At 46.6% G+C, this 13,333-nt stretch carries 14 protein-coding genes; 9 read left to right on the top strand and 5 right to left on the bottom strand.

Features of this window, described 5'->3' with window-relative positions; genetic code table 11:
* The first annotated feature begins 4 nt into the window (after window positions 1–4).
* On the top strand, window positions 5–1,291 hold the full coding sequence (locus P159_RS0114275; RefSeq protein WP_029545074.1) for a M18 family aminopeptidase: 1,287 nt from the start codon (window positions 5–7) through the stop codon (window positions 1,289–1,291).
* A 104-nt stretch (window positions 1,292–1,395) separates the two neighbouring features.
* Here P159_RS0114275 and P159_RS0114280 read toward each other — a convergent pair whose 3' ends face one another.
* The gene (locus P159_RS0114280) at window positions 1,396–2,673 is read right to left on the bottom strand and encodes an L-serine ammonia-lyase, iron-sulfur-dependent, subunit alpha (protein ID WP_029545076.1); all 1,278 of its coding nucleotides are present in this window, start codon (window positions 2,671–2,673) and stop codon (window positions 1,396–1,398) included.
* A gap of 55 nt (window positions 2,674–2,728) precedes the next feature.
* Window positions 2,729–3,715 carry a Fic family protein gene (locus tag P159_RS0114285; RefSeq protein ID WP_029545077.1) on the bottom strand — a complete coding sequence of 329 codons (987 nt, stop codon included), beginning with the start codon at window positions 3,713–3,715 and terminating at the stop codon, window positions 2,729–2,731.
* A gap of 277 nt (window positions 3,716–3,992) precedes the next feature.
* On the opposite strand from P159_RS0114285, the gene tnpA reads away from it, so the two are divergent.
* The 6 genes from tnpA (at window position 3,993) to P159_RS0114315 (ending at window position 8,181) form a co-directional block, all read left to right on the top strand.
* Entirely contained in the window at window positions 3,993–4,388 is a 396-nt protein-coding gene (tnpA, locus tag P159_RS0114290; RefSeq protein WP_029545079.1) for an IS200/IS605 family transposase, read from the top strand.
* Window positions 4,389–4,390: 2 nt separating this feature from the next.
* Entirely contained in the window at window positions 4,391–5,503 is a 1,113-nt protein-coding gene (gene tnpB / locus P159_RS0114295; protein ID WP_080706011.1) for an IS200/IS605 family element RNA-guided endonuclease TnpB, read from the top strand.
* 224 nt (window positions 5,504–5,727) lie between these two features.
* On the top strand, window positions 5,728–6,531 hold the full coding sequence (locus P159_RS0114300; RefSeq protein ID WP_029545083.1) for an Rpn family recombination-promoting nuclease/putative transposase: 804 nt from the start codon (window positions 5,728–5,730) through the stop codon (window positions 6,529–6,531).
* Window positions 6,532–6,729: 198 nt separating this feature from the next.
* Window positions 6,730–6,873, top strand: a complete 144-nt coding sequence (locus P159_RS20780) for a type II toxin-antitoxin system HicB family antitoxin (RefSeq protein WP_185753757.1) — start codon at window positions 6,730–6,732, stop codon at window positions 6,871–6,873.
* Between the two features lie 161 nt (window positions 6,874–7,034).
* Window positions 7,035–7,361 carry a hypothetical protein gene (locus P159_RS20785; protein ID WP_029545085.1) on the top strand — a complete coding sequence of 109 codons (327 nt, stop codon included), beginning with the start codon at window positions 7,035–7,037 and terminating at the stop codon, window positions 7,359–7,361.
* Window positions 7,362–7,380: 19 nt separating this feature from the next.
* On the top strand, window positions 7,381–8,181 hold the full coding sequence (locus P159_RS0114315; protein WP_029545087.1) for an HNH endonuclease: 801 nt from the start codon (window positions 7,381–7,383) through the stop codon (window positions 8,179–8,181).
* Between the two features lie 74 nt (window positions 8,182–8,255).
* Here P159_RS0114315 and P159_RS0114320 read toward each other — a convergent pair whose 3' ends face one another.
* Together P159_RS0114320 and P159_RS0114325 are read right to left on the bottom strand one after the other, a co-directional pair.
* Entirely contained in the window at window positions 8,256–9,629 is a 1,374-nt protein-coding gene (locus tag P159_RS0114320) for a transposase (RefSeq protein ID WP_029540897.1), read from the bottom strand.
* 350 nt (window positions 9,630–9,979) lie between these two features.
* On the bottom strand, window positions 9,980–10,492 hold the full coding sequence (locus P159_RS0114325) for a hypothetical protein (protein WP_029545088.1): 513 nt from the start codon (window positions 10,490–10,492) through the stop codon (window positions 9,980–9,982).
* A gap of 185 nt (window positions 10,493–10,677) precedes the next feature.
* On the opposite strand from P159_RS0114325, the gene P159_RS20790 reads away from it, so the two are divergent.
* Both P159_RS20790 and P159_RS0114330 read left to right on the top strand, forming a co-directional pair.
* On the top strand, window positions 10,678–10,935 hold the full coding sequence (locus P159_RS20790; protein WP_185753758.1) for a hypothetical protein: 258 nt from the start codon (window positions 10,678–10,680) through the stop codon (window positions 10,933–10,935).
* Entirely contained in the window at window positions 10,883–12,118 is a 1,236-nt protein-coding gene (locus P159_RS0114330; protein WP_051650387.1) for a transposase, read from the top strand. The genes P159_RS20790 and P159_RS0114330 overlap by 53 nt, the downstream gene beginning before the upstream one ends.
* Window positions 12,119–12,690: 572 nt before the next feature.
* Here the strand turns inward: P159_RS0114330 and P159_RS20320 are convergent.
* The gene (locus P159_RS20320) at window positions 12,691–13,248 is read right to left on the bottom strand and encodes a zinc ribbon domain-containing protein (RefSeq protein ID WP_080706013.1); all 558 of its coding nucleotides are present in this window, start codon (window positions 13,246–13,248) and stop codon (window positions 12,691–12,693) included.
* Between the last annotated feature and the right edge of the window lie 85 nt (window positions 13,249–13,333).

Genomic DNA, 13,333 nt, shown 5'->3' on the forward strand with positions numbered 1-13,333 from the left:
GACCTTGGAAAAAGAATTACAAGAACTACTGCAATTCATAAAAGATGCCCCCTCACCCTTCCACACTGTGGAAACAGCAGGAAAAATGCTGCAGAATGCAGGCTTTGTACAGCTGGATATGACCACAAAGTGGGAGCTTGCTCCAGGCGGCAGATACTTCGTAACCGTCTACGACTCCAGCCTGCTGGCCTTTGCCCTTGGTGAAAAGCCCGGCCCCCTGCGCCTGGCAGCGGCCCACACAGACTTCCCATGCTTCCGCATAAAACCTCATGCCAGTATCAATAAAGAAGAACATGGACTGCTTAATGTAGAAAAATACGGTGGCCTTATACTTCGCACCTGGCTGGACAGGCCTCTGGGACTGGCTGGAAAAGTTGTCCTGCGCTCTGAGGATGTCTTCAAGCCAGACACGCAGCTGGTAAACTTTGATCGCCCCCTGCTGACCATCCCCAGTTTGGCCATACACATGGACAGGGAAGTAAACAAGGAGGGCAAGCTGAATCCCCAAACAGATATGCTTCCCTTGGCTGTTATGGAAAACGAGGAGTTTTCGGAAAGCTTCTTCACAGATTGGCTAAGCGAAGAATTGGAAAAGGAGGATCCCGAGGATATTCTCGCCTACGAACTATCTGCCTATCCCTTTGAGGAAGGCTGCCTGTGCGGGTTATATAAGTCTTTTATCTCTTCCCCACGCCTGGACAATCTCACTTCTGTTCTGGCTTGCCTCAAGGGCATTATGGCGGCAGAACCGAAAGAAATGTCCGGACTGCGCCTCATTGCCCTCTTTGATAATGAGGAAATCGGCAGCGGCACCAAACAGGGAGCAGGCTCTACGGTGCTGAATCAGGTACTGGAAAGAATCTACTCCTCTCTCGGACAAAAAAGAGAAGACCTTTGGGCAGATATAGCGTCCGGTTTCATGCTATCTGTAGACGTGGCCCACGCCTTGCATCCCAGCCATGCAGGAAAACACGACCCATCCAACCAGCCACTCATGGGTGGAGGCATAGTATTGAAACAGGCAGCCGCCCAAACATATGCCGGAGACGCAGAAGCCATTGCCATCATCCGCGGGCTCTGTGAATCCCATGAAATCCCCTGTCAGTCCTTTGTTAATCGCAGTGATGTTCGTGGTGGCTCCACCCTGGGCTCTATCGCCTCCACTCTTGTCCCCATCCGCACCATGGACATAGGCGTCCCCATGCTGGCCATGCACTCAGCCAGAGAGGTCATGCATAAGGACGATCAGCTGGCGCTGAATAAATTGCTCATCACTTTCATGAGCAACTGATACATAGTTTCATACATATCCAAAGGCTTCAGGAGCAAAAATGCGAAACAACGTTACAATTGTTTCGCATTTTTATTGTTTCGTCTGAAGCAATGTGTCATTTTTTATTCTTCAATCATCATCTTTATGATTTCTTTGTCAGTTTCCTTCATGCCAATGCGGCCCAGGCGGCTGATATTGCGGATGGTATTTTCAACGCCCTTCTTGACCAGTCCGTCACCACCGTAGAACTGCTGGCCATTGCGGTACATTTCAAAGCCCAGGATGCCAGCATCCACAGCTGCGGAAATCTTGGCCGCACAGGAAGCCTTGGCACCATCGCAGACAATGCCGGAAGTGATGGCCAAAGCGTTGACGATAGTGTGAATGACAGCTTTATAATCACCGCCGCAGAGCCAGGCAATAGCTGCCCCCGCCCCGGCGCCGGCACTGATGGCGCCACAGTAGGCTGAGAGCCGGCCAATGCCCTCCTTTTCATGGAGCGTGACCAGGTTGGAAAGCAGCAGGGCACGGTAGAGCCTTTCCCTGTCAGCACCCACTTCTTTGGCATATTCGATGACCGGCAGGGAAACGGTCATGCCCTGATTGCCGCTGCCGGAATTGATGACCACAGGCAGTTCGCACCCACCCATGCGGGCATCAGAGCCGGCTGCCGCCCTGGCCCTGGCACGAATGTGGATATCATTGCCATAAGCTTTGAGCAGGGTCTTGCCAATGTTTGCACCGTAGTCGTTCTTCATGCCCTCATCAGCTATGGCTGTATTATAAGCAATCTGCCGGTCAAGTAACTCCCGGACATCCTCCAGGTCGCAGGTCATGGCAAAATCGTAGATATCCTCGATGGTGAGGAATTCATAGTCCGGCTTGCCGGTATTTGCCGCACCCACAGCTTCTTTTTCAAACAAGACCTCGCCGTTACGGGCAATCCTCACAATATTGGTATGCTCACCTACCGCACGCACTTCAGCGTTATCCCTGCCCTTGCTGACCAGGACACAGATGTCGAGGACATGGTCAGACTGGGCAAATTCCACCTTGAACTCCGTACTGCGCAGATAATCAGCCAGCCTGGCCTTATCTTCCTCCCTGGCACAGGCGATGACTTCCAGCCCCGCCTCTTCATCCCCCGCCACGATGCCAATGGCAGCCGAAGCCTCAATTCCCTTGCAGCCGCCTGTATTCGGCACGATGACGCTCTTGACATTCTTGATGATGTTGCCACTGGCTGCAATGGTAACCTTATCAGGCAAAAGCCCCAGCGCCGCCCTTGCCTGGGCAGCACAATAGGCAATGGCAATAGGCTCAGTGCACCCCATAGCCGGCACCAGCTCCCGCCTGAGAATTTCTACATAACTTCTATAAATCTGGCTGTTTTTCTCCATGTTCAGCTCCATTTCTAAAACTCAGTGAATCAACATCTTCCCCAAAAACAAAAGCCTACCTAACCCTGTAATACCTCTGATTCCTGCTGGTGGGCTTATCCGGGAGGGTCATGGCTATCAATCCCTGCCTCATGGCCGGCTCGATATAGTTCCGCTTCAACCCCGCCGTAGACTTCAGGCCCAGCTTTTCCTGCAGTTCCTTAGCCTTGTAGGAAACATCATATTCCATCTGGGCCAGCAACTTTTTTACATACTCATCCTGCTCTGCCAGCAGGTCCTTCTGCAACAGTTCCTCCAGCACGGCATCAATCATTTGCAGCATGAAAGTGATAAAAGGCGTGGACTCACCTGCTGCATAGGAACGACTGATGGCCTCATAGTACTCTGCCTGATATCTGTGTATCTGGTTCTCTATGGGCAGATATGCAAAAAGCGGCTGCCACCTGGAAAGAAGCGCCGTCTGCCAAAGCCTGGCCATGCGTCCATTGCCATCAGCGAAAGGGTGAATAAAAACAAACTCATAATGGAATATCGACGATAGCAACAAGGGCTGCAATTCCTTCTTTGCCTCCCCCAGCCAGGCAAACAGAACTTCCATCAGCTCCGGCACCAGCCTGGCAGGCGGTGCCATGAAGATGCACCTGCCATCTGCAAACACACCTTCCTCCCCATGACGGAATTTTCCTGCCTCCTGCACCAGTCCTGCCGTCATAATCCCGTGAATCCGCAATAGTTCCTTCAAACTATAGGGATTCAGGTGCGGCAGCTCATCATAAGCCGCATAAGCATTCTTCACCTCAAGAATTTCCCTCTCCGGCCCTGCCACCACTTTCCCGGCAATAACATCCCTGACATTCCCCAAAGTCAGGGAATTGGCTTCTATAGCCAGAGAAGAATGTATGGATTCGATGCGGTTGTTCCTGCGCAACCGCGGATATGCTGACATATCACGATAATGGAGCACCTGCCCCAGCCTGGTAGAAATAGACGCCACCAGCCTCAGTATCTCATTGTTCAGCGTATACGGAGGATAATTCCCCATAGACAACTCCTCCTTGGCATCTTATGTATTATCTTATATATTATCTTATGCTAAATGATTTGTTTTGGCAAGCAAATATCTTAGTACAGCCCTGTCTCAACTACGCAGACAGGGACCGTTTACCTCATTTAACGTAGTCCGCCAGAAGTCCTCCACCTCTTAGGTGGGGGATGAAGGCGGGTCTGGCGAATTTGCGTAAGCAATTGAAGCCAGACAATTGTAGCGTAGATAGTTTTTTGGTATAATCAGTCGTAGAAGAGAAGAGGCTTGATATACCATGAAATTATATAATAATAACCATTCAGTGTTCTTGCTCTATTACCATCTTGTGCTTGTGGTAAAGTATCGCCGTAAAGTATTCTCTGACCAGATGAGCGAATATGCTAAAGACTTATTTGTTCGGCTCTGCTCTCCCTATAATATAACTCTTGAAGAGTGGAACCATGATGTAGACCATGTGCATATAATGTTCCGTGCTCACCCTAACACGGAGTTGTCCAAGTTCATCAATGCTTACAAGAGTGCCAGTTCCAGGCTAATCAAAAGGGATTTTCCGGAAGTCAGGCGCAAGCTATGGAAGGAAATGTTCTGGTCGAGAAGCTATTGCCTGCTGACAACAGGCGGTGCTCCTATAGGTACAATCAGAAAATACATAGAAAATCAAGGCAGGTGAATATGATGAATAAGGCGTACCGATACAGACTCTACCCAACCAATGAACAAAAGATTATGTTTGCCAAGACTTTCGGTTGTGCCAGATTCATCTATAACAAGATGCTTGGCGATCGCCTTGACCATTACAAGAAAACCGGCGAGAAGCTAAACAACACACCTGCACAATACAAGGAAGAATTTCCCTGGCTGAAAGAAGTAGACAGTTTGGCTCTTGCTAATGCTCAGCTGAATCTGAACAAAGCATACAACAATTTCTGGAAGAATCGCAAGCATTTTGGCAAGCCCCGCTTCAAGTCGAAGAAAACAGGGCACTTCTCATATTCTACGAACAATCAGAAAGGCTCTGTCAGACTTGAAGGAAACAAAATCAAGCTGCCCAAGGTTGGCTGGGTAAAGCTGCGTCTGCACCGTCCCTTGATGGAAAATAGCACCATAAAGACCGTCACCATAAGTAAAACGCCCTCAGGCAAGTTCTATATCAGTATTCTGATGGAGTACGAAAACCAAATACTTCCCATAATACCAAAGAAGTTCCTGGGGCTTGATTTTGCCATGCACGGCCTGTACGTTGCTTCTGATGAGGATGATGCAGAATATCCGAACTTCCTACGGAAAGCCGAGAAACAGCTGGCTAAAGCCCAGAGAAAGTTGTCCAAACGACAAAAAGGCAGCCACAACCGAGACAAGCAACGACTTCGTGTGGCCAGGCTTCATGAGAGGATTGCAAATCAACGCCGTGACTTCCTGCATAAGAAGGCTCGCTATCTTGTAGACCGCTATGATGCAATTGGCATTGAAGATATCAGCGTCAAGGCGATGGCTAAGCACAAGAAGGGCGGTAAGTTCAGTTTTGGTAAATCCGTGGCTGACAATGGCTGGAATAAGTTTGTAAACATATTGGAATATAAACTTGCTTGGCAGGGCAAATCACTTGTCAAGATAGACAAGTGGTATCCCAGCAGTCAGTTATGTCACGTATGTGGCTACCAGAACAGCAAAACCAAAGACTTGTCTGTACGTGAATGGGATTGTCCTAATTGTGGCAGTCACCATAATCGAGACAAGAACGCTGCAATAAACATCCGAGAGGAAGCTAGGCGTATATCCGCCTAACCAAACTCGGCAGAATACCGTGGGTCGCACGGAAATCTACGCCTGTGGAGAGAGTGTAAGTCGTCGTAACTCTTCGGAGAAACGGTGCTATCCTCGTTGAAGCAGGAAGCCCCCGCCTCTCAGCGAAGCGTAGGCGGGGGTACGTTCACTCCCATTACAAAGAAAACCTTGAAAACTACCTCCCCCCATTGTAAAATGAAGGCAGAAGGGGGCGTACTCTAACTATGGCACGAATCAAAGAGTGGGAAGAACTCACCATCTGTGACAACTTCCTCTTCCAGAAGGTCATGCAAAACAAGCGGCTCTGCAAGCGCCTTATTCAGAAACTACTGAAAATCAAGATCAAGAACATCATTTATCCTGTGGCAGAGAAGAGTATTGCCATCGGGGCCACCAGCAAGTCCATCCGACTGGATCTCTATGTTGAGACAGATGACGGCACTATCATAGACATCGAAATTCAAACTACAGATGGTGCTGATGGCTGGCTCCCCAAGCGCACAAGATATTATCAGGCAATGATTGACCTTGATGTGTTGGGTAAAGGCAAAGATTACATCGAGCTCAAAAAGTCCTATGTCATCTTCATCTGTACCTTTGACCCATTTGACTCAGGAGAGAAGGTCTATACTTTTTCCAATCGCTGCCACGAACGTGATTACCTGGAGCTTGGCGATGAAACCACCAAACTCTTCCTTAACGCCAAAGGTACCAAAGGCAAAGCAGATAAGGACATCGAGAGTTTCTTAGCGTATGTGGACGGCAACGCTGCTGAAGGTAAATTCACGCAGGACATAGCCGCCGAGGTAGAGCGTGTAAAGCAACATAATGAAACGAAGGTGGAGTATATGACACTTATGATGGAGCTCAAACAGCAAAGACGTGAGGGCTATGCCGAAGGGCAAGATTCAGAGCGACTGAATTCCATTCGCAACTTAATGGAATCACTACACTGGACTGCCCAGCAGGCTATGGACGCATTGAAAATCCCTGCCTCAGAACAGAGCAAGTACGCAGCACAGCTTTAACTCATGCGAATCAGGCACAGCATAAGAACTCAGGTTCTAAAATGCTGTGCCTTTTATCTTAGATGTTATCAAAACCTTGCCCCCCTACCAAACCTGGCCGGGTCACTATATCTGGCCATCGGGATAGTGATGATGTATCTCTTGACCTGGAGAAATCTATTTTGCGCCAAGCAGGACTATTGTAAAGGAGGGGTTCTCATGGACAATAGGCAAGCTATCGCCTCTAAATCAGGCAGCAACAATGGCGTATACTTCGCTGACTTCCCCGGCTGTATCGCTACTGGAGCCACCCTAGACGAAGCGCTTTACTTGGCAAAAGAAGGTCTGGCCATGCACATATGAGGTATGGAGCAAGACGGCGATTCCCTACCTGCCCCATCACCTATAGATGAAATCCCCCTAAAAAGTGGCGAAGTTCTCTGCCTACTGGATGCCAACGTGGAAAATATTCGTAAAACGGCATAAAAACGTAAGTACAGCCACTGCCTCTAATATGAGGACAAGTGCCATTTTTCATACATCAACTCACTGAAAGATATCAAAACTCCAGACTGGAACCAAAACTTGAAACCAGCGACCACGCCTTCCGCATAACCCTGCCCAATAGGAATTTCAAAACCGACCAAGCTTCTCCTTTTGCCCAAGCAAATAACCCTCCCCTACTCACAGCCCTGTCTGGCAAGGAAACCTTCATCAGGCAGGATGTGCAGGATACACTGGGCGTGTCCCGCAGCCAAGCTAACAATCTTATCAAGGAACTGGTGGATAGTGGCAGGCTTGTGGCGATTGGAGCAGGTAAGAATCGGCATTATGCTCAATCAAAAAATTAAACGAAATGGAGGTTTCATAATGTGCAACGATAATTATGGAAAAAAATGGACACGTGATGAAACAATCCTTGCATTATCTTTTTATTACGAAATGCCCTATGGAAAAATAAACAGAAGCAATAAGTATTTACAGTCCATGGCAGATTTAATGCAAAGGTCATTATCATCACTGATTATGAAGATGGTAAATCTTGCCTCCTTGGACGAAAGTTTACTATGCAGAGGAGTTACCTCTCTGCCTCACAGTAGCAAGCTAGATAAAGAAGTATGGGTTGAATTTAAGGGAAAATATGAATATCTCCTGCTTGAAAAAGAGCGGATATTGTCTTCTTATAACACCTCCATCAAACTGACGAATCCTAAAGTAAAACATTTACCACCAGCAATTGATCTCAAATATTATACTCCCAAAGAAAGACTTGTCCTCGTGCGCAAAGGTCAGGATTTTTTCCGTAAAGCTGTTCTAAGTGCATATGGGGAACGGTGCTGCATGACAGGTATTGCCGTTCCGGAACTTTTACAAGCCTGCCATATAATGCCATACAGCAAGTGTAAAAGCATCAATGACTGCCTTAATCCATCTAACGGCATATGCCTAAATTATTTAACCCACAAGGCCTTTGACCTAGGTTTTATCAGTATCCATAAAACCACTAAAAGCATAATGGTATCCGACTGCCTAAAAAAACATCCACGTATTGATGAAACCACCAAAAACTGGTTGCTCTTCTTAGAAAATAAATCTATAAATTTTCCTGAAAGGAATATGCCAGAATACAATTTCTTGGAATATCATAACGATTGTATTTTTAAGTCATAAACTCAAACTTCGCACAAGAGAAACAGGCCAGCACCTATGTGCGGTGTAGAGCCATGACTCCTAGAAAGTCTGCCTCATGCACAGCGTTTCAAACACTTGTTCCATAAATTCGGCAGATTTTCCAAGAACAAATCGAGCATCATGTCCAGTTCCTTTTCCATAAAAAACGTCTTTCCCTTTACCGTAGCAATAAGTTCTTTCAAGAGCAACACCAAGGCATCGAGATAACGCAGATCCTGCAATTCGTCATAAGCGAGATAGAATAGCTCACCTATGCTCCGTTTATCGACATTCCGGCGCTGCTCTAGTGACAACATCATATACCTTGCAAATACAACGGATACATGTGATGTCATTGCATCATAAGACAGAGCGTGGCTTTCTTTCCCAAGTTTCAGGAATGACTTGCATATCTTGAAGAAAACCTCGATATTCCAGCGCTTTCCATAAGTCTGGATGATGTCTTCCTCAGACAAACAGGTATCTGTGGATACCAAGATTAGATAGTCCTTGGGGTTGCTTCTGTTCCTAACGAAAACGAGTTTGACTGGCAGAGTTTTTCCTTCCTTTACCACCGCCGCCTCTACTGAAAGCAGATACTTTGAGCAACCAGGACGCTTTTTAGACTGGCGAAAGATTGCCATTACACTCTTCATGCGTTCGTCATGAAGGAAATGACTGTTTTCAGACTTTTTTACCATAGCAATGGCATCGAAGCCGAGTTCCTTGACTTGAACAAGGGAAGACGGTGAACAGAACCAGGTGTCAAAAAGAACGTAGCGGGCTGGAATCTCCATAGATTTTGCCTCAGCCAAGAGCTTCTGCATAACAACGGTAGCCTTAGTCTGTGCCAGCTTGCGCTGTTTCCCGCCGTTGCTACGCGAGTCGATCTTATCCGAAGACTCCTGCAGCCGATTGACACGATTGGCAGATGAAAGCAGACAGTGGCTGAGTGGCAGAAACGAATTCCCATCACTCCAGCCGAGAGTCAGCATGCGGAACCCCCGCGTATACTTGTGCTCGACGTGGTCAAACACCTTGGCAAGCAGCTCCACATTCTTGGAACGTGCCCTGCTTAACAAGGAGTCATCGATGATAAGCACGTTGCGCCGGTTTTCATTGGTAAGAGGTACAATTTTTTGAATGATGGATTTACCAAGCTGCAGAGTGAATTTGCGCCAGTTGACACAACTGGAATTCATGAAACGGTAAAAGGTATCTTTAGCAAAGGGAATAACAGATGAATCCATCTTTTCCTGCTGATAAAAGGACTTGTTGCGAAAGGCATTCTCGAACGCAACCTTAAACACATTGCTTACAGAGAAACCGCGAACCTTATAGGCATTGCAGGCCTTGAGTATCTTGCCAACATGGAATTCTTCCAGGAAACAAGATATTTTTGAAGAAAGTTGTTCACCAAAGATATGATTCTGTGATACAATGTTCATGGCATAAGCCCTCCGTTTATGTTATGATTGCTGTCACTTTCATTATACAAAACGGAGAGAGCTTATGCTATTTTTTTAGGAAATGGTACAAGTCGAATAATTTGGCAGTTTCACAACTGCGAAGTTTGAGTCATAAATTGACAACAATATACCAAATATCATAGCGTATGGAAGGGGCTAAAGTAATAACTAATAAAGTTTACAGTAGTACGTTAACTCGTCCCTCCACTGTCTTCGGCAGTCCACCTTACTAAAAGAGTAGAGCTTATGTCGTCAACTCCTTTGGCATTCCTATAGTTCAACATGCTAAGAAAAGCGTGTGCCCATACCAGGTACACGCTTTTCAAAACTCACCCATTAGCCATTTTTCTTTTATACGATTCATACGATGATGGACTCCCACCACAAGAAAGGTATGCCCCCAACTCACCTTCCACAACATAATGTTCAAGCACATCAACATCATATTGTTCAAAAGGTAGCCATACTTCGACACATTTCCCTCTGTGCATACAGGAATCGTCCAACCAATAGTCATCAGGGAACTTTCTCATAAATTCAAATGGATTTTCAGGGAACTCATCAAAGCCGCTATTCATGAAAACTATATCCATACGAAGCTGAACAACATCATCTTCATAGTCTCCCCATACCAGTTCAATAGAAGCATTATTATCAAATTTGTAAATAGAATTCTCCTTTACTAACTCTTCATCTGTTTTCATCAGCAATGCAATGTTGCCACAGCTACCAGCCCACTTGCGAATTTTTTTGACAAACACTTTTTGAGCTTCACTTTCACTATCAAAACACATAGGCTTAGACCCACTCGTACTGTTTTCTAAAACAAAGATTTTCTTCATGGCTCCTCCTTTACATAACTGATGTAAATTAGAAAACTCAAAGCCTTCTATTTGTCTGACTTGAGTCATGGCACATTATTCAATGTGCCCCCACATTTTATGGCAAAATACTGCTGCGAATGAGTATCACCCATCTCAGTTTGATGGTTCACATGTACAATAGTACTTGAAAGAAGGTGAACATCATGCTGAGATTGCCTGATATTGGCTCCCACGCTGCCTATAAGCAGCTCCTCTCCCAACGCATTCACAACAGTCGCCTCAAGCGCTTCGACAATAAGAAGCGCAAACTGGCAGTCAAGCTCATGGCTCTTGACCTTTCACCGGTTGACGAGATCATGCGCCCCTTTTTACTCAGAGGAAGGTCGTCCTGCATGGCTACCTTCCTCTATGCTGCGTTCCTACTTGCTTTCCATCTGGCTCAAGTCCACCTCTCTTGTTGACTGGGCTGAACGTCTGCGCTCTGATGAGGCTCTGGCCATACTGTCAGGCTTTTCACCAGACCATACACCTTCCTTCGGCGCTTTTTATGACTTCTTCCATCGCCTATGGCCAGGATGCAACAATTTCTTGCCTCACCTGCGCTACCTCAAGAAGAAACCGCCTAAAGGAAAGCGCAATGGCGAAAAGTCTCCGTCCTTCAATAAGGATCATACTGCCACCATCATCAAATATTTCGAGAAGCACAGTGCCGGAAGCATTCTCAAGACCAAGCTGTCCATCATCGGTGAAATCTACAGCAAGGTCTTCTTGACAGGTTCTATGCACAAAAAACTTCTGAATTTCAGGCAGCTTGTTCTGGCCGGTGACGGCACGCCCGTGAAAGTATCCAACCGTGAGCGCAGCCATTCAACGTGCTATTGCCATGAAAAAGGTATCGTCAATTGCCACCACAAGCGCTGGTTCTCCCAGCCTGATGCCAATTGGGGATGGGATTCGTCCAGAAATCTCTTTTACTATGGCTATAACCTCTATCTCTTCACAGATGCCAACTCCGGATTGCCTGTCTTCCCTATCCTGGAGCGTGCTTCCCGCCACGATCTTCCTGCCATGCTGCATGGACTTGCCTGCATCAAGGCGTTCTTCGCGCACTGGAATATTTCCGCCTTGATCCTTGATTCCGCACACGATGCAACTGCTGTGTATGAGATGTGCAACAAAAGCAGCATAATGCCTTTCATAGACTTGAACCCTCGTGGTACCAAACCAGCTGAGGAGAAGGGATATACAATAAGTGATGACGGTGTGCCAATCTGTCCTCTTGGACTTCCCATGAAACCTGATGGCACTGATAAGAAACGGCACAGAGCCAAGTATATTTGTCCGCAGACAAAATACGCCGAAAGGCTATGCCTGTGCGATAAGCGCTGTACCAAATCCACCTATGGCCGTGTTGTTAATATGAGCCTGAGGGATAATCCACGGCTGTTCTGCGATCCTCCGCGAGGTTCGCCTCAGTGGAAGCAAGTCTACAACAAGCGCACATCTGCCGAGCGTGCAAACAAATACATAAAGATCGACGGATTGTTGGAAGAAGGGCACCATCACTCTTCCATGATGTGGTATATTCGGTTATTCGCAATAATATCCGTCATCCATGTAAATGCCTGGCGTAAGCGTGCTTGAACTCTGAAAAAATTTGTTTTTTCAGAGGCTGGTTTTTCTGCGCCAATTTTCTCATACGCTTTCAAGCTATGGTATTCCAGCTTTGTGTAAAAGCATTTCCCATCACCTCAATACCAACAGCCACACATTCTCATTTAGATTACCGGGTTTTCTAATTCACATAACTGGCCAAACCCTTATGCAGCTTATACTCTAGCTTAAAATGTATCTCCTTACTCATAATTCGCACCTCTAGGACGGAAAATATATAAAATACTTTCCTTATATTATATTTATCGAACATATTTCGTCAAGTGCAGAGAAGTAAAAACTATAAAATCTTTCCCGTTTTGTTATAGGATATCAGAAAAGACCGACTGAGCCGGTTTCCCACATTTTTACGAAATTTGTCTAGCGCTAATAGTGTATCTACTTTCAAGAGCGCCATCACCTCTTACGGAACTGGACTTCAGAAATGCTAAGAGATTATCTGAACAAAAGAAATTAACAAATCCCCTACATAAAAAACGCTGGCTCACAACACGGAGCCAGCGTTTTCAGCATAAGCATCATTTCAGAAGATCCTATATATCTCAGAAGTCATCTCCCCCGAAATCATCCCCGCCTCCGAAGTCATCGGAGAAGCCGTCGAAGTCTCCCCCATCGTAACCGTCATCATCATAGCTTTCATCATAATCATCGTCATCAATGTCATAGTCATCATCATCGAAATCGTCTTCGTAGTCTTCCTCTGTATCATCATAGTCATCGTCGTAATACAAGTCTTCTCCCTGACCCTCGTCTGCGAAATCATCATCCCGGTCATACTGATTGATAACAGTCTCGTTGTGGTTCACCACTGTCTCATTATGAGCCTCTGCCGAACCGCCGAAAAGATTCCCCAGGAAGGCCCCCATGGCCGTCCCTGCCAGGAAATGCCACAGTCCTCCGCCGCTTTGCTGCCTTTCCTGCACCGGCGCTTCCCTGCGCACTTCTTGCTGCAGCTTCCTTGGGTCTGTTGGCCTATATGGCCTTCTGCCCGCTTCCTCAGGCTTGCGGGGAGCCTGCGCCTCCACAGCCTCCCCGCAGCTGCCACAGAACTTTGCTCCTTCTTTAAGCGGCTCTCCGCAATTAGTACAAAATCTGCCCATTTCTCATCCTTCTTCCGCTTGTGTAATATTGCGAATTTTCTTCCTCATAGCTATATCATATCACAATGAGCAAATATAAAAAAGT

Origin of the sequence: Selenomonas sp. AB3002, from assembly GCF_000702545.1 — a bacterium.
Lineage (GTDB): Bacteria > Bacillota > Negativicutes > Selenomonadales > Selenomonadaceae > Selenomonas_B > Selenomonas_B ruminantium_A.

What these genes read in the sequence shown, in the direction of transcription:
- P159_RS20790 (WP_185753758.1), top strand. Translation starts at nt 10,678, where the DNA reads ATGCTGAGATTGCCTGATATTGGCTCCCACGCTGCCTATAAGCAGCTC.
- P159_RS0114325 (WP_029545088.1), bottom strand. Translation starts at nt 10,492, where the DNA reads ATGAAGAAAATCTTTGTTTTAGAAAACAGTACGAGTGGGTCTAAGCCT.
- P159_RS0114280 (WP_029545076.1), bottom strand. Translation starts at nt 2,673, where the DNA reads ATGGAGAAAAACAGCCAGATTTATAGAAGTTATGTAGAAATTCTCAGG.
- P159_RS0114320 (WP_029540897.1), bottom strand. Translation starts at nt 9,629, where the DNA reads ATGAACATTGTATCACAGAATCATATCTTTGGTGAACAACTTTCTTCA.
- tnpA (WP_029545079.1), top strand. Translation starts at nt 3,993, where the DNA reads ATGAAATTATATAATAATAACCATTCAGTGTTCTTGCTCTATTACCAT.
- P159_RS0114330 (WP_051650387.1), top strand. Translation starts at nt 10,883, where the DNA reads ATGCTGCGTTCCTACTTGCTTTCCATCTGGCTCAAGTCCACCTCTCTT.
- P159_RS20780 (WP_185753757.1), top strand. Translation starts at nt 6,730, where the DNA reads ATGGACAATAGGCAAGCTATCGCCTCTAAATCAGGCAGCAACAATGGC.
- P159_RS0114300 (WP_029545083.1), top strand. Translation starts at nt 5,728, where the DNA reads ATGGCACGAATCAAAGAGTGGGAAGAACTCACCATCTGTGACAACTTC.
- P159_RS0114315 (WP_029545087.1), top strand. Translation starts at nt 7,381, where the DNA reads ATGTGCAACGATAATTATGGAAAAAAATGGACACGTGATGAAACAATC.
- tnpB (WP_080706011.1), top strand. Translation starts at nt 4,391, where the DNA reads ATGATGAATAAGGCGTACCGATACAGACTCTACCCAACCAATGAACAA.
- P159_RS0114285 (WP_029545077.1), bottom strand. Translation starts at nt 3,715, where the DNA reads ATGGGGAATTATCCTCCGTATACGCTGAACAATGAGATACTGAGGCTG.
- P159_RS20320 (WP_080706013.1), bottom strand. Translation starts at nt 13,248, where the DNA reads ATGGGCAGATTTTGTACTAATTGCGGAGAGCCGCTTAAAGAAGGAGCA.